Origin of the sequence: Mycobacterium sp. E796 (genome assembly GCF_001672815.1) — a bacterium.
Classification (GTDB): Bacteria; Actinomycetota; Actinomycetes; order Mycobacteriales; family Mycobacteriaceae; genus Mycobacterium.
The window spans coordinates 20,019-34,329 of record NZ_LZKK01000022.1; the positions used below are offsets into that span (position 1 = coordinate 20,019).

14 protein-coding genes are annotated in these 14,311 nt (G+C 68.5%); 2 read left to right on the forward strand and 12 right to left on the reverse strand.

Annotated elements, in window-relative coordinates; all coding sequences use genetic code 11:
* Window positions 1–2: 2 nt before the first annotated feature.
* The 10 genes from A5706_RS01465 to A5706_RS01510 all read right to left on the reverse strand — a co-directional run bounded on the left by A5706_RS01465 (window position 3) and on the right by A5706_RS01510 (window position 9,661).
* Window positions 3–491 (reverse strand): hydrogenase maturation protease, encoded by a 489-nt coding sequence (locus tag A5706_RS01465; protein WP_068126339.1) that lies wholly within the window; start codon window positions 489–491, stop codon window positions 3–5.
* Between the two features lie 148 nt (window positions 492–639).
* Complete coding sequence (locus A5706_RS01470) at window positions 640–1,971, reverse strand: hypothetical protein (protein WP_068126342.1); 1,332 nt, start codon at window positions 1,969–1,971, stop codon at window positions 640–642.
* Window positions 1,968–2,621 (reverse strand): DUF6084 family protein, encoded by a 654-nt coding sequence (locus A5706_RS01475; RefSeq protein ID WP_068126345.1) that lies wholly within the window; start codon window positions 2,619–2,621, stop codon window positions 1,968–1,970. Before A5706_RS01475 ends, A5706_RS01470 begins: the two co-directional genes overlap by 4 nt.
* Window positions 2,618–3,265, reverse strand: a complete 648-nt coding sequence (locus tag A5706_RS01480; protein ID WP_068126347.1) for a DUF5947 family protein — start codon at window positions 3,263–3,265, stop codon at window positions 2,618–2,620. The genes A5706_RS01475 and A5706_RS01480 overlap by 4 nt, the downstream gene beginning before the upstream one ends.
* A complete protein-coding gene (locus tag A5706_RS01485; RefSeq protein WP_068126349.1) occupies window positions 3,262–4,173 on the reverse strand; it encodes a NifU family protein in 912 nt (303 codons plus the stop codon). Before A5706_RS01485 ends, A5706_RS01480 begins: the two co-directional genes overlap by 4 nt.
* Before the next feature lie 3 nt (window positions 4,174–4,176).
* Window positions 4,177–5,976 (reverse strand): nickel-dependent hydrogenase large subunit, encoded by a 1,800-nt coding sequence (locus A5706_RS01490; RefSeq protein ID WP_068126351.1) that lies wholly within the window; start codon window positions 5,974–5,976, stop codon window positions 4,177–4,179.
* 46 nt (window positions 5,977–6,022) lie between these two features.
* Window positions 6,023–7,078, reverse strand: coding sequence for a hydrogenase expression protein HypE (locus A5706_RS01495; RefSeq protein WP_068126352.1), 1,056 nt, complete (start codon window positions 7,076–7,078; stop codon window positions 6,023–6,025).
* A gap of 314 nt (window positions 7,079–7,392) precedes the next feature.
* Window positions 7,393–8,163: a hydrogenase nickel incorporation protein HypB gene (gene hypB / locus A5706_RS01500; protein WP_068126354.1), complete on the reverse strand. Its 771-nt coding sequence runs from the start codon at window positions 8,161–8,163 to the stop codon at window positions 7,393–7,395.
* Window positions 8,164–8,191: 28 nt separating this feature from the next.
* Window positions 8,192–8,527, reverse strand: coding sequence for a hydrogenase maturation nickel metallochaperone HypA (locus A5706_RS01505; RefSeq protein WP_068126356.1), 336 nt, complete (start codon window positions 8,525–8,527; stop codon window positions 8,192–8,194).
* A 39-nt stretch (window positions 8,528–8,566) separates the two neighbouring features.
* On the reverse strand, window positions 8,567–9,661 hold the full coding sequence (locus tag A5706_RS01510) for a HoxN/HupN/NixA family nickel/cobalt transporter (protein ID WP_231984944.1): 1,095 nt from the start codon (window positions 9,659–9,661) through the stop codon (window positions 8,567–8,569).
* A 100-nt stretch (window positions 9,662–9,761) separates the two neighbouring features.
* Here A5706_RS01510 and A5706_RS01515 point away from each other — a divergent pair, with 100 nt between their 5' ends.
* Window positions 9,762–10,238 carry a Fur family transcriptional regulator gene (locus tag A5706_RS01515; RefSeq protein ID WP_068103563.1) on the forward strand — a complete coding sequence of 159 codons (477 nt, stop codon included), beginning with the start codon at window positions 9,762–9,764 and terminating at the stop codon, window positions 10,236–10,238.
* A 78-nt stretch (window positions 10,239–10,316) separates the two neighbouring features.
* Here the strand turns inward: A5706_RS01515 and mtr are convergent, their stop codons facing one another.
* A complete protein-coding gene (mtr, locus tag A5706_RS01520) occupies window positions 10,317–11,696 on the reverse strand; it encodes a mycothione reductase (protein ID WP_068126360.1) in 1,380 nt (459 codons plus the stop codon).
* A gap of 10 nt (window positions 11,697–11,706) precedes the next feature.
* Window positions 11,707–12,717: an alpha/beta hydrolase gene (locus A5706_RS01525; protein ID WP_068126362.1), complete on the reverse strand. Its 1,011-nt coding sequence runs from the start codon at window positions 12,715–12,717 to the stop codon at window positions 11,707–11,709.
* Between the two features lie 161 nt (window positions 12,718–12,878).
* Here A5706_RS01525 and mqo point away from each other — a divergent pair, with 161 nt between their 5' ends.
* Window positions 12,879–14,309 (forward strand): malate dehydrogenase (quinone), encoded by a 1,431-nt coding sequence (gene mqo, locus A5706_RS01530; protein ID WP_068126390.1) that lies wholly within the window; start codon window positions 12,879–12,881, stop codon window positions 14,307–14,309.
* Window positions 14,310–14,311 lie beyond the last annotated feature (2 nt).

Consider the following 14,311-nt stretch of genomic DNA (forward strand, 5'->3'; position numbering starts at 1 on the left):
GCTCAGCGGTCCTCTCGTACGGTGGACGTCTGCAGCGCCGCGACGATTTCCTCGACGGCCCGCGCGGCGCGGGGGACGGCCTTGGCCACCGGCTCGCTCAGACCGATGCCTTCCTCGACGCTGGCCGCCTCGCAGCCCACGACCACTGTGTACGGCGGGCTGCCGCCCAGGGCCCGCAGGCTGGCGAACACCGCGGCCGGATCCATGCTGTGGGCGTCCAAACCCGTTGCGTCCGAGTCTTGCTCGCAGTCGGCCTGGAACACGTGCAACGTGCCGGGGCTGCCGCGGCTGGGCACGGCATCGACGAGGACCAACGAGTCCCACTCTTCGAGCAGGTCGTAGGCCAGGTGCATGCCACGGATGCCGTAGTCGATGACCCGGACGCCCGCGTCATCCCGCGGGATCTCGGCGTTGCGGACCACTTCCGAGCCGAATCCGTCGTCCCCCAGGAAAATATTGCCGATCCCGGCTACCAGGATGCGCGCTGTCATCGATTCCCCCGGTCGGCTACATACGCCTCAACTTGAGGTAGCGGCGGGCGTCGGGCAGCGATATCAGTCCGAGCATGACTGCGATCGCGGCCACCAACGCGATGATGGCGACGAATATCCAGCCTAAGACTTCCATTTGGAACTCCTTTCAGGGTTTTGCGGGTTGTCCGGCTTCGAGTGGCTCGACCTCATCGGGGGAGAAGTACAGGTAGCGGCCGTACCAGTCGTGCAGCTCGGCGGCGGGGTCGTCGTCGACGACGACCGCGACATGCTTATTGCCCTCCACGTCCTCGTGCACCGACGTCACGCGGGCGGTCTTGCCGGCGACGAAGATGTCCTGCGCATCGGCGTTGCGCATCGGGTGCAACCGCACCCGGCTGCCGCGCGCGACCCGCACCCCGTTCACCAGCACCGCGTCGACTTCGGGGCGAACGGCGTTGTCGGCCAGCGGATCCCACCAGTCGACCCCTTCCGGGATCTCCGGGACCAGTCCGGCGGGGACCTCCAGGGTGTGCGGGTCGCGCAGCACCCCGTGCAGGCGCGCCATCGCGTCGGGTGACATGGCGTCACACTGGTCGATGATTTGCGCCGCCCGCGGGTCGGTCGCCCGGGCCTGGGCCTTCTCTTCGTCCGTCATCGTCATCACGCGCAGGGTGAGGATCTCGTCGATCTCGGTGCAGTCGTACAGCGCCGTGTTGCTCTGCTCGGCGACCTCGGGGTGGTCGTAGAGGATGATCGGCGAGATCAGCAGGATGTCGCGCGTGCCCACGGGGCCCGCCAGCACGGGGAAACACCGGTGCTGGCGACACCGCGACGCCGCCTCGACGGCGCTCGGCGGCGGCTCGAGCAGCGAAACGAATTCCCCGCCAACGACTTCGGCGATGACGTGCGTCCCGATCATGGACCGCGCGATCGAATCGGTTTTGCTTTCCGCGGCCGCGCCGACGTTGGCGACCCGCACCGACACGCGGCGCAGGTCACCGTCCCGCTCGCTGCTGACCGTCAGCTCGCCGCGCACCTCGCGCCGCTCGCGGACCAGCCGACCACCGGCGAGCAGCTCGACGTTCGTGGCGGCATTCGCCACCACCGGCAGCGTGCGCGGTGGACCGTCCAACGGCAGGGGGCCGAAGGACAGCTCGCACTCGACCGCCTCGTCCCAGGTGAGCCACGACCCGGCCGCGGTCCTCAGCTCGTCGACCGGTTCGAATGCGCCGTGGGCGAATTCGCGCTCCGCGCCGCGGTGCTGCAGCTGCAGGAAGCGGACCACCAGCGTCAGCGCTGCCGACCCGTCGACCAGGAACTCCGCCGCCAGGGTGTCGTCCTCGCCCAGGCCCGCTTCCGCGGCGCCGGGCGGGCCCAAAACGCCGAACTGCCAGCGTGATTGGTTCTTGCTCGACGTGCCGCGATACGGGTAGAGCAGGTAGCCCTCGTACAACACCGCGTCGGCGACGGCGCGGGCCCGGTCCCAAGCGGAGGTCATGTGGCCGCCTCCCGTTCGGTGTCCAGCAGCGAGGTGACCGCGTGGTCGAGGTCGAGCAGTCCCTGCGCCGACTTGTAGGCCGCCAGCGCCGCGATGGTTTCGTGGCTCAGCCGGACCCAGCCGGTGTTCGGATAGTGCTGCGCGATCAAGTCCCGCCAGACCGAGACCGGCATGTCGTAGCGGTACTCGCAGTCCCACGACACCTGCTGGACCGAGAACCCGCGTTCGGACTTGACGAAAATGGTCCCGCTGAACAGGAACTGGAGCGGCAGCGCGCCGTCGCGCAGCGCGTGCAGGTACTTGGCGGCCGCGACCTCGAAGTCGTAGGTGCAGTCCAGCGGGAGCGCGACCGTCGTGTTGCCGGCGAACCCCGGCACCATCGCGGTGGCGTGCTGCCAGAGGAAGGTGCGCTGGGTGGCGGCCCAGCGTTCGCGGGGACCGAACAAGTCGAGCAGCCCGGCCGCCTCCGCCTCCGAGTAGGAGCGGCGCAGCGGTTCGATCCGGACCTGGCAGCGCAGGGCGATCGCGTGCACGGGATCGTCCCCACTGGCGGCGACGCTGACCCGCGCGGTCAGCACCGGGGTCACCGCGTACGGCTCGGGTGCCACGTCGAGGACTGCGAAGTTCACGTCCAGGTGCTCTGTCGTCATGGCCGCGTCTCCACCGCCCGGGCGGCGACCCGGGCAAAGAAGTCGTCGATGAACGCGCGGGCCTCCTGGCCGCCGTCGAACCCCCGCCACAGCATGCGCAGCCGCCCGACGAACTCGTAGCAGGCGTCGATGGGCACGAGATAGCTTTGCGGGTCGGCACTTTCGGATTCGTCGGTGCTGGTCTCCGGGACCCGGACCAGCAGCGCCTCCACGTCGTCGGTCAGCAGGGCCACCCGCGGGTCGGCGCCGCCGATCGCGTTCCAGGCGTCCAGGTCGAGTTCGGACTCGGTCGCCCCGGCCGGGCCGGGATAGAAGGCGACGGTGCGCCCGAGCGCCGAGTTGGTGAAGAAGAAGGCGACGCCGACCGGGATCTGCAGCGCCTCCCACGCGCGGCGGTCCAGCGCGAAATCGGGAAACGCCAGGTAGCGGTCGGGCACCGACCGGTAGCGCAGTTCGGCACCGGTGTCGGTGAACAGCAGATAGCAGGCGCGGCAGACGCACATCAGCTGCCGGGCGCCGACGTTCACGACGTGCTGATGCTCGTCGGGAATGATTTCCGAGCACATTTCGCACCGCTCGGCGGCCGGCTCGGGGGCCGCGCGGTCGCTTCGGATCCGGGCGAGAACCTCATACGGGGTCGTCATGCCCGCGCTCCCATCGGTTCCGGCAGCGCCACCGAGGGCACCCCGTCGCGGGGCAGCAGCGGAAGCGGCTCGAGGTGGGTCCCGTTGGGGCCGGCGCCCGCGTGCACGACGTCGAACTGCGTGCCGCAGCGCGGGCAACCCAGCAGCGTCTCGTTCAGTCGTGCGCCCGCCAACGAGTCGTCACACACCGGGCAGTGGTCGCGGTAGGCGAGCGGCAGGTCGCCGACCCGGCACACCAACAGCGCGGTGTCCGCAACCCGGAACCCCGCGACGTCGCCCGGCTCCAACTCGGCCAATTCGGGCAGCGGGTGCCAGGTGCCGGTCCCGTTCGCATGACTCTGGCCGTTCGAACGCACGTGTGCCATCAGCGATTCCGTCGGGATCACGGCCGCGTTGGCAGCCGGCTCCGCCCTCACCACCTCGATCGACGTGACCTCCGGCGCCGCGGCCCGGACCGCGTCCTCGACGGCCAGCTCCAGCGTCACGGCCGACGACGGGCAGCTCTTGCAGCTGCCCTTGAATGCCAGCCGCACGGTGCCGTCGTCGAGCACCGCCAGCAGGTCGACGTCGCCGCCGTGCGACCCGAGGTAGGGCCGCACCCGGTCCAGCGCGTCGGATACCCGCCGGTGCAAGCCGTGCGGGTGCAGCCCGTGGACCAGCAGCAGGCTGGCCACCAGGTCGTCGGTGGCCAGCCGCTCGGCGAAACCGGCGTCGCCGGCTCGCACGATCCGTTCGAGGGCCGCCCCGTAGAGGCCGACCACCTCGCGGACCAACTGCTGGGCGCGCTCGTGCGCGGCCGCCCCGCTCGCCGCGCAGGAATCCAGGAGGGTCTGGATCCGATCGCCCGCTGCGCGCCACTGTGTGTCGTTCTCAGGCCCCTTCATTGGGCTCGTCGGGCGATCCGCCATACGTCACTCCCCGACAGGCGACTGCGTCGGCGTGTGCAGTCTCTCGAGGGTCTTGCCCTTTCCGAGGTACATGTGCACGCCGCACGGCAGGCACGGGTCGAAGCTGCGCACCGTGCGCATGACGTCGATGCCCTTGAAGTTGTCCCGGCCGTTCTCCTCGAAGATCGGCTGGCCCTGGACCGCGTCCTCGTACGGGCCCGGCGTTCCGTAGCTGTCGCGCGGGTTGGCGTTCCACGGCGTGGGCGGGTACGGGTGGTAGTTGGCGATCTTGCCGTCCCGGATCACCATGTGGTGGCTCAGCACGCCGCGGACCGCCTCCGTGAAGCCGCAACCGATGGCCTCGTCGGGCACCTCGAACTTTTCCCAGGTCTTGGTGCGCCCGGCGCGGATCTCCTCCAGCGCCTTCTCGGCGAAGTGCAGCGCGCACGCCGCCGCGTAGGCCTGGAAGTAGGTGCGGGCCCGGTCGCGTTCGATCGTGTTGCTGCCGTACTGGGGGACCTTCCACTCGAACTCGACGGGACCCTTCAGCGCGGTCTTGGGCAGGTTGATCTTGACGCTGTTGCCGGTCGCCTTGACGTAGCCGATGTCGACCAGGCCGGCGAGCGCCGTCGCCCACAGCCGGGCCAGCGGGCCGCCGCCGGTGTCCAGCGCCAGGTGGTCCGTGCCGTCGAACCAGCGCGGGGACATCACCCAGCTGTACTTGCCGCCCTCCATGTCCCGCTTCTGGGGGTGGGGGTTGGTGTGCTGGTTCCACGGGTGGCGCCGGTCCACCGCGTTGCCCAGCGGGTCGGTCTTGACGAACATCTCCTGGTCGGTCCAGTCGTCGTAATACGAACTGCCCAAAAGGATCCGGATGCCGAGGTTGATGTCCACCAGCGAGTGGGTGACCAGCTTGCCGTCGACCACCACGCCCGGGGTGACGAACATCGCGTTGCCCCAACGCTCCATGTCCTTGTACGCGAAGTTGCACACCTCCGGGTCCTGGAACGAGCCCCAGCAGCCGAGCAGCGTGCGCCGCAGCCCGACCTTCTCGTAACCGGGCAGCGCGGTGTAGAAGAAGTCGAACAGGTCGTCGTGCATCGGCACGACCTTCTTCATGAACTCCACGTAGCGCATCAGCCGCGTCATGTAGTCCGTCATCAGCTGAACGGTCGCGACGGTGCCGATGCCGCCGGGGTACAGCGTGGACGGGTGCACGTGGCGGCCCTCCATGAGGCAGAACATCTCGCGGGTCCAGCGGCTGACCTGGAGCGCCTCGCGGTAGAACTCTCCGCTGAACGGGTTGAGCGAGCGCATGATGTCGGCGATCGTGCGGTACCCGTGCGCGTCGGCGTGCGGCGCCTCGGTCTTCTCGGCCAGCGAGAGCACGCTCGGGTTGGTCTCGGAGACCATCTTCTCGCAGAAGTCCACCCCGACCAGGTTCTCCTGGAAGATGTTGTGGTCGAACATGTATTCGGCGGCCTCGCCGAGGTTGATCAGCCACTCGCCCAGGTGCGGCGGCTTGACCCCGTACGCCATGTTCTGCGTGTAGCAGGAACAGGTGGCATGGTTGTCGCCGCAGATGCCGCAGATGCGGCTGGTGATGAAGTGGGCGTCGCGAGGATCCTTGCCCTTCATGAAGATCGAGTAGCCGCGGAAGATCGACGAGGTGCTGTGGCACTCGACGACCTCCTTGTTCTCGAAATCGATCTTGGTGTAGATGCCGAGGCTGCCCACGATCCGGGTGATCGGGTCCCAGGCCATGTCGACGAGCTGGCCGGGTTCCCGCTTGGCGGTGGTCGGCTCGGGGACGATAGTTGTCATCGAAGTCCCTCCGGGTGAGGCGAAATTGAACGAAGCGTGCCGCGACCTACCAGGTGCGGCGGGCCCCGGTGGTGAGTTGGTTGCCGTTGTGGCGCCACTTCGGCTCTTTGTCGACGGTGCGGCCCGTGACGCCGCGCAGGCTGCGGATCACGCTGCCGTACAACCCGACCGCGGTGCTGGACAGCTTGCCGCCGGGCGGCTCGTCCATGAACGGCATGAACTTGTCCGGGAAGCCGGGCATGGTGCACCCGATGCAGATGCCGCCGACGTTCGGGCAACCGCCGACACCGTTGATCCACCCGCGCTTGGGCACGTTGCATTTGACGACCGGCCCCCAACAGCCAAGCTTCACAATGCATTTCGGTGAGCCGTATTCGGTGGCGAAATCGCCCTGCTCGTAGTAGCCGGCGCGGTCACACCCCTCGTGCACGGTGTTGCCGAACAACCACTTGGGGCGCAGCGCGTCGTCGAGCGGGATCATCGGCGCCTGACCGGTGGCCATGTAGAGCAGGTAGGTGAGCGTCTCGGACAGGTTGTCCGGGTGGATCGGGCAGCCCGGAACGCAGACGATCGGGATGCCGGCCTTGCTCTTCCAGTCCCACCCGAGGTAGTCGGGCACGCCCATCGCGCCCGTCGGGTTGCCGGCCATCGCGTGGATGCCGCCGTAGGTGGCGCAGGTCCCGACCGCGACGACCGCGGTGGCCTTGGGTGCCAGCCGGTCGAGCCACTCGCTGGTGGTCATGGGCTGGCCGGTGGCCGGGTCGTTGCCGAACCCGCACCAGTACCCCTCGTCCTTGATCTTCTCGTTCGGGATGGATCCCTCGACGACGAGCACGAACGGCTCGAGCTCGCCACGATCGGCTCTGAAGAACCACTCGAGGAAGTCGTCGGCTCCGCCGTTCGGGCCGCATTCGAAATCGATCAGGGGCCAGTGCACGGCAACCTTGGGTAAGCCCGGAAGCGCACCGAGTGCTATTTCCTCGACGCTGGGCTGGGTGGCGGCAGTCAACGCCACCGAATCGCCGTCGCAACTAAGGCCCGCGTTAATCCATAGAACATGGATCAGTGTCTCTTCTGCTTTGACTGCCGCTTCTGTTGGCATGCTGCAGCTTTCCGGAGCCGGGCTGGACGCTCCTACGCTGCCGGAGTCGACCGTCGGCCCACTTGCGCAGCGTTGAATTTGGGTCTACTCCCGCCTCAGTCGGTTGTCAACGGTCCACCGTTTGCCGGCAAATGTACAGATGCATTATTGGCCCCTGCTTGCACCCGTTGGCGTTGCCGCGCAGGGGATTTCGCCCGACGGGCGTCGGGGCCGGCCAACCCGTGAGTAAGCCTAACGAACGACCGGATAATCCCCGGTCATCTTGCGAGTGATTGGCAGGTGGGTCATGCGAGCCAATCGCAGTACGGCCGGCATCAGTCCTCGGAGTTCGTCGTGAAGCGCCGCAGCCATCCGAACCAGGCGCCCATGCCGGCGCCGGTGCGCGCGCTGACCGGCAGGATCTCGGCCGTGGCGTTGACTTCGCGGACGTGCGAGATGTACGCGTCGACGTCGACGTCCAGGTGGGGCACCAGGTCAATCTTGTTGAGCAGCACGACGTCCACCGACCGGAACATCACCGGGTACTTCAGCGGCTTGTCCTCGCCCTCGGTGACGGAGTACACCATGGCCTTGGCGTGCTCGCCGACGTCGAACTCCGCCGGGCAGACCAGGTTGCCGACGTTCTCGATGATCACCAGGTCCAGGCGGGGGAGGTCGAGGCCGGGCAGGGCGCGATTGACCATCGGCGCGTCGAGGTGGCATTCCCCGCCAAACCCATTGCTGGTGTTGAGCAGCGACACCTGGGCACCGCGCCCGCTGAGCTTGGCCGCGTCCAGATCGGTGGCGATGTCGCCCTCGATGACGCCGATCGCGAATTCGCCGGCGAGCTCGTCGAGCGTCGACTGCAGGATGGTGGTCTTGCCCGACCCCGGGGAGCTCATCAGGTTCAGCGTGCGGATCCCGTGGCTCTCGAACGCCGCTCGGTTGGCCGCGGCGAGGACGTCGTTCTCGGCGAAGATCGCCTCCAGCACGTCGATGCGCTGCTTGCCCGTCTGGTATTGACTGTGGTCCCCGTGCTCGTGCTCGGGATGGTCGTGATCGTGGCTGTGCACGGTTCCGTCGTCGTGCCGGTGAAATCTGCCCATGGTCAAATCCATTCGGGGGGAGCGGTTTTCACGAGACGTCCAAGGACGTCACCAGGAACTCGTTGCCGCGCAGCACCTCGACGTCGGGGCTGTCGCACCGCGGGCACCAGATCGACCAGGCCGAGGTGATCTCCGATTCACGCCCGCACGAGCGGCACCTCACCTCGGCGCCTACGCATTCGAGTTCCAGCTCGGCGTCCGGCATGTCCTCGGAATCCCGCACCAGTGTCCAGCAGAACGACAGCGATTCCGGCACCACCTGGCGCAGGGCCCCGATCCGCACCCGGACCACGTCGACGTGCCGGCCCTCGGCATGGGTCTTGACCAGACCGGCGATGGCCTCGCACAGCGACAGCTCGTGCATGGCACTTTTCTACACCCCGACCGCGGCGCGCGCGGCCCGTCAGCCCGCGCTTTCGGCCGAACCCCATTTTTCTTCGATGCGCCCGTAGCGCCAGACCAGCAGGGCCACCGCCCAGGTGAGGACGAACATGCCCACGACCGCGAAGCCGACGGTGTTGAGGTCGAGGCCGGCCAGCCACCGCCAGAAGGGGCCGCGCCATCCCAGCTGGCCGGCGAACAGGCCGAGCAGCTCGACGGTCCCGATCAGCAGCGCGATCGCCACCGACAGCCCCGTGATGGTGATGTTGTAGTAGATCTTGCGGAGCGGGCTGGCGAAGGCCCAGCCGTAGGCGAAGTTCATGAACGAGCCGTCGATGGTGTCCAGCAGGCACATGCCCGCGGCGAACAGCACTGGCAGGCACAGGATGGCGTACCACGGCAGGCCCGCCGCCGCGCTGGTGCCGGCCAGCACCAGCAGCGCCACCTCGGTGGCGGTGTCGAAACCCAGCCCGAACAACAGCCCCACCGGATAGAGCTGCCAGGACTTGGTGATCGATCGGGTGAGGCGGCCTAGGAACCGGTTGATCAGCCCGCGGTTCTGCAGCTGCCGGTCCAGCTCGGAGTCGTCTTTTGCAGGGTCATAGTGGCCGCGGCGCAGGCGCGCGAATACGCGCAGGATGCCGACCAGCACGACGATGTTGAGGATCGCGATCAGGTAGAGGAACACGCCCGAGACGCTGGTGCCGATCAGGCCGGTGTAGTGATGCAACGTCGACGAGTCGTCCTCGACCGGCCCGACTATCGCTTTGACCCCCGTCGCCAGCAGCACCGCAAGCGCGAAGACGACGGTGGAGTGGCCCAGCGAGAAGAAGAAGCCGACGGCCAGGGGGCGCTGTCCGTCGCCCATCAGCTTGCGGGTGGTGTTGTCGATCGCGGTGATGTGGTCGGCGTCGAAGGCGTGGCGCATGCCCAGGGTGTAGGCCGTCAGCCCGACGCCGATGCCAAAAGCCTTGCCCCCCAAGCTAATTCGTGCAGGATCCACGAGCAGCACCAGAGTGCCCCAGCCGATCACATGCAGCGCGGCGATGACCGCCAGCATCGACCCCAGCCGCCACCATTCCGCCGGCGCCAGGGCGCTTCGCAGCTTACCGGCCACCATCACGACACTAGGAGGGGTCGCAAGCCAAGTGCAAGTGGATTGCAGGAGTCGCGGGTGAAAACTGGCAATCCCCGACGTCGGCCGCGACACTGAGAGGATGACGCCCAAGGCCTCGAAGCAGGCGACCGCGCTGGACCCGGCGGTCACCGAGCGGATCGGTGGCCTCCTTCGGGCCCACGGGCTGCGGCGGATGGCGTCGCGCATCCAGGTGTTGGCGGTGCTCGAGCCCGTCAACGGGCACCTCCCCGTGGCTGAGATCCACCAGCGGGTGCGCGCGTCCCTGCCGCCCGGCACCCCGCCGCCCGACGTGGCGACGATCTACCGCACCGTGACGACCCTGGTCGACCAGGGCGTGCTGCACGCGCTGACCCTCGAGGGCGGCGTGACCACCTACGGCCTGGCCACCGCCCCCCACCACCACGCGGTGTGCACCCGCTGCGGCTCGATCATCGAGGTGCCCGCCCGGCAGCTGAGCTCGGCGCTCGAGCACGCGATGGCGGGCAGCGCGTTCGCGCTGTCGGAGGCGGCCGGCTTGACGCTGCACGGGCTGTGCCCGCAGTGTCAGCGCGGCTGAGGTGGGTTAGATGGCGGCGACCCGCTGCGCCCGGCTACGCCGCGCTTGCGATCGCCGCGGCCGCGCTTGCGATCGCCGCTAGCGCAGGCCCAGTAGGGCGTTCTCGACCACCTCGGCCAGCGCCGGATGAATCCAGTACTGCCCGCGCGCCATCTCCGGGGCGGTCAGCCCGAAGCTCATCGCCTGGATCAGCGGCTGGATGATCGACGACGCCTGGTGGCCCATGATGTGCGCGCCCAGCAGGCACCCGCTGTTGCGCTCGGCGATGATTTTGACGATGCCGGTGGTGTCCTCCATCGCCCAGCCGTAGGCGACGTCGCCGTAGTCCTGGACGGCGACCGCGATGTCGAATCCGCCTGCGATGGCCTGGTTTTCGGTGAGGCCGACGGTCGCCAGCTGGGGATCGGTGAACACCGCCGACGGCACGAACCGGTGGTCGGTCACGGCCATCGACTCGGTGTCGTCCCAGTCGCACAGCAGGTTGTGCTGCACGACGCGGGCCTCGTGGTTGGCGACGTGCTTGAGCTGGTACGGCGACGAGACGTCGCCGAGCGCGAAAACGCCGCGCGCCGAGGTGCGTTGGTATTCGTCGACCACCACCTGGCCGTTCTGGACATCGATACCGGCCTGCTCGGCGTCCAGCAGGTCCCCATTGGGCAACCGGCCGGTCGCAACCAGCAGCACGTCGGCGTTCAGGGTGGAGCCGTCGTCGAGCTCGAGGGCGACGCCGGAGCCGCGGTTGGCGGCGCGAGCGACCATCCGGTGGGTGCGCAGCTCCCATTTGCGCGAGGCGATGCGGGTAAACCGTTTGCAGATCGTGTCGTCGAAGTGGCGCAGCAGCGTGGAGCCCCGCACCACCAGGGTGACCCGGGTGCCGAGTGCGGAAAACACGTGCGCGAACTCCGTTGCCACGAAACCGCTTCCGATGATCACGAGGTGCTCGGGCAGTTCGGGGATGCGCATGATGGTGTCGCTGGTGTGGTAGTGCACGTCAGACGCAAGAATGGTCGAGGGGATCACCGGTCGCGAGCCCGCCGCGATCACCACCTGATCGGCGGTGAATTCTTCGCCCGCGTCGGTGCGCAGCAGGTGTCGCCCGTCGGACTGGACCGGTCTGAATCGGGTGTGCCGTTCGTACAGATCGACATTGGGCAACGAGCGCCGGTACTCTTCGCCGCTCATCGAGATGGGGTCGATGCGCCCGAAGACACGCGAGACGATGTCGTCCCAGCGCACCCCGTCGATGTGCGCGTCGACGCCGTAGCGGGCCGCCTCGCGCACGGTGGCCGCGACCTCGGCGGCGTAGACGAACATCTTCGTCGGGATGCACCCGACGTTGAGGCAGGTGCCGCCGAAGGTGCCCTGCTCGCAGATGGCAACGCGCTTGCCGGCGTACCTGTCGTCCAGAATGGTGTTGCCCGAACCGGTTCCGATGATCGCGAGGTCGTACGTTTCCATGCTCGGGCCGTCACCCGTTCCCCGGGGACGCGGGCGCGGGGCTGGTTTCGCTGCCGAGGTAGTGGTCCAGCCACAGGTCCAGTTCTCGATAAGCTCTGCGCCGCGGTTGGTTCAGCGACAGAAACACGTCGTGTTTGGCGTCGGGCACCGGGACGATGGTGGTGCGATTGCCGATGCAGCCGGCCCACTTGGCGATCTGGGTGACGTCGAGGACGGCGTCGCCGGTTTGCATGGACGCCGGGTCGTTGGTTTCGCGCACGGTGCGGTCGGAACGCAGGATCAGGTTGGGAACGCCGACGTCGAGCCCGCGGTGCAGGCGCACCTGGCCGCGGCGGATGGCGTGCAACCAGCCGAGGGTGATCGGGAAGCCGCCCAGCGGCTTCCACTGCAGGTTGTAGTCGAACTCGCCGTCGTAGTCGCGGTGCAGGGTGGTGCCGTATCCGCCTTCGGTGGATCCGCGGACGACGCCCTTGGACTTCACCCGGGACAGGCCGGCGATCACCGCCGAGGTCACCGAGTGGCGCAGCACCGCGGGGCCGTGCAGGTCGAGGAAGGGGCTGTTGAGGACCAGGCCGCCGACCCCGGCGTGCGCCGCGGGATCGCGCCGGCGCAGCCGGTCCAGCCACAGGGGCGCGATGAGCCCGCCGGAGGAATGGCCGTAGACCAGGACCTTGGCTCGCCGGCCGGAGGGCCCGGGCTCGCGGATGGCCGCCAACGCGTGCTCGAGTTCGGCGTCGTAGTGGGCCAGGTCGGTGATGAAATGCGGGGTCTGGCCGTCGCGGCGCGACCGGCCGCACTTCTGCAGGTCCAGCGCGTAGAAGGCGAAGCCACGGTCGGCGAAGCGATCCGCCAACTCGGTGTGGAAGAAGTAGTCGGTGTAGCCGTGCACGGCAAGGACGGCGTGCCGCGCGTCCTCGGGCTCACCGCGGCGGACCAGCGTCGCCACGATCTCACCCTCGCCGACGGGGTCGAGCCCGAGCGGGATCGTGCGCTGCCAATAGCCGGGCAGCACGTCGGGCACCCAGCCAGTCGCCCCGCCAGTCACGAGGCCAGCTTAGAGGCTTTGCCGGTTACGGGTGGGCCGCACGTCGTTAGCTCCCGATAGGCCCGGGATAACCTGGGACGGTGTCAGGCCCAGCCAGAACCGCACGCACCGACGTCGTGCTGGTCGGCGCGGGCATCATGAGCGCCACGCTGGGCGCATTGCTGCATCGTCTGGAACCCGACTGGTCGATCACGCTGATCGAGCGGCTGGACGCTGTCGCCGCCGAGAGCAGCAGCCCCTGGAACAACGCCGGCACCGGGCACTCCGCGCTGTGCGAGCTGAACTACACGCCGGAGAACCCCGACGGCTCGATCGACATCACCAAAGCCGTTCGCATCAACGAGCAGTTCCAGATGACCCGCCAATTCTGGGCGTACGCCGTCGAGAACGGCATCCTGACCGACCGCGGCTTCCTCAACCCGGTCCCGCACGTCAGCTTCGCGCGGGGGGCGCGGCGCGTGGACTACCTGCGGCGCCGGCAGCGCGCGCTGGCCGGTAACCCGCTGTTCGCGCGCACCGAATTGATCGACGACCCGGACGATTTCGCCCGGCGCCTACCTTTCATGGCCGCCAAACGCGACTTCTCCGAGCCGACCGCCCTCAACTGGGCCGCCGACGGCACCGACGTCGACTTCGGTTCGCTGGCACGACAACTCGTCGGCTACTGCGTGCGGGGCGGTGCGACGGCGCTGTTCGGTCACGAGGTCCGCAACCTGACCCGCCAATCCGACGGCAGCTGGACGCTGCTGGTCCGCAACCGCCGCACGGGCGAAAGGCGCCGGCTCAACGCCAAATTCGTGTTCGTCGGCGCCGGGGGAGACGCGCTGCCGCTGCTGCAGAAGTCGGGCATCAAGGAGGTCAAGGGGTACGCCGGCTTCCCGATCGGCGGCCGGTTCCTGCGCGCCGACAACTCGGCGCTCACCGCCGCGCACCGCGCCAAGGTGTACGGCGCCCCGGCGCCGGGCGCGCCGCCGCTGGGTGCGCTGCATCTGGACCTTCGGTTCGTCAACGGCAAGTCGTGGCTGGTGTTCGGGCCGTTCGCCGGCTGGTCGCCGAAGTTCTTGAAGCACGGTCATTTCACCGATCTGCCCCGCTCGGTCAAGCCGGACAACCTGGTGTCGATGCTCGGCGTCGGGGTCACGCAGCTGACGCTGCTCAACTACCTGATCGGCCAGCTGCGGCTCTCCGAACCCGACCGGGTGCGCGCGCTGCGCGAATTCGCGCCCAGTGCAACCGATTCGGACTGGGAGCTCACGGTGGCCGGCCAGCGGGTTCAGGTGATCCGCCGCGACAGGCGCCGCGGCGGGGCGCTCGACTTCAACACCACCGTGCTCAGCGCCGAGGACGGCAGCATCGCCGGCCTGCTGGGCGGCTCGCCGGGGGCGTCCACCGCGGTGCCGGCCATGCTCGACGTTCTGCAGCGCTGCTTCGCCGACCGGTATGCCTCGTGGTTGCCGGCGCTCAAGGAGATGGTGCCGTCGCTGGGGACGGAGCTGTCCCGGGAGCCCGCGCTGTTCGAGGCCGTCTGGTCATGGGGGACCAAGGCGCTAGGGCTGGGGGCATCGTGAGT

What these genes read in the sequence shown, in the direction of transcription:
- A5706_RS01465 (WP_068126339.1), bottom strand. Translation starts at nt 491, where the DNA reads ATGACAGCGCGCATCCTGGTAGCCGGGATCGGCAATATTTTCCTGGGG.
- A5706_RS01470 (WP_068126342.1), bottom strand. Translation starts at nt 1,971, where the DNA reads ATGACCTCCGCTTGGGACCGGGCCCGCGCCGTCGCCGACGCGGTGTTG.
- A5706_RS01475 (WP_068126345.1), bottom strand. Translation starts at nt 2,621, where the DNA reads ATGACGACAGAGCACCTGGACGTGAACTTCGCAGTCCTCGACGTGGCA.
- A5706_RS01480 (WP_068126347.1), bottom strand. Translation starts at nt 3,265, where the DNA reads ATGACGACCCCGTATGAGGTTCTCGCCCGGATCCGAAGCGACCGCGCG.
- A5706_RS01485 (WP_068126349.1), bottom strand. Translation starts at nt 4,173, where the DNA reads ATGGCGGATCGCCCGACGAGCCCAATGAAGGGGCCTGAGAACGACACA.
- A5706_RS01490 (WP_068126351.1), bottom strand. Translation starts at nt 5,976, where the DNA reads ATGACAACTATCGTCCCCGAGCCGACCACCGCCAAGCGGGAACCCGGC.
- A5706_RS01495 (WP_068126352.1), bottom strand. Translation starts at nt 7,078, where the DNA reads ATGCCAACAGAAGCGGCAGTCAAAGCAGAAGAGACACTGATCCATGTT.
- hypB (WP_068126354.1), bottom strand. Translation starts at nt 8,163, where the DNA reads ATGGGCAGATTTCACCGGCACGACGACGGAACCGTGCACAGCCACGAT.
- A5706_RS01505 (WP_068126356.1), bottom strand. Translation starts at nt 8,527, where the DNA reads ATGCACGAGCTGTCGCTGTGCGAGGCCATCGCCGGTCTGGTCAAGACC.
- A5706_RS01515 (WP_068103563.1), top strand. Translation starts at nt 9,762, where the DNA reads ATGACGCCCAAGGCCTCGAAGCAGGCGACCGCGCTGGACCCGGCGGTC.
- mtr (WP_068126360.1), bottom strand. Translation starts at nt 11,696, where the DNA reads ATGGAAACGTACGACCTCGCGATCATCGGAACCGGTTCGGGCAACACC.
- mqo (WP_068126390.1), top strand. Translation starts at nt 12,879, where the DNA reads ATGAGCGCCACGCTGGGCGCATTGCTGCATCGTCTGGAACCCGACTGG.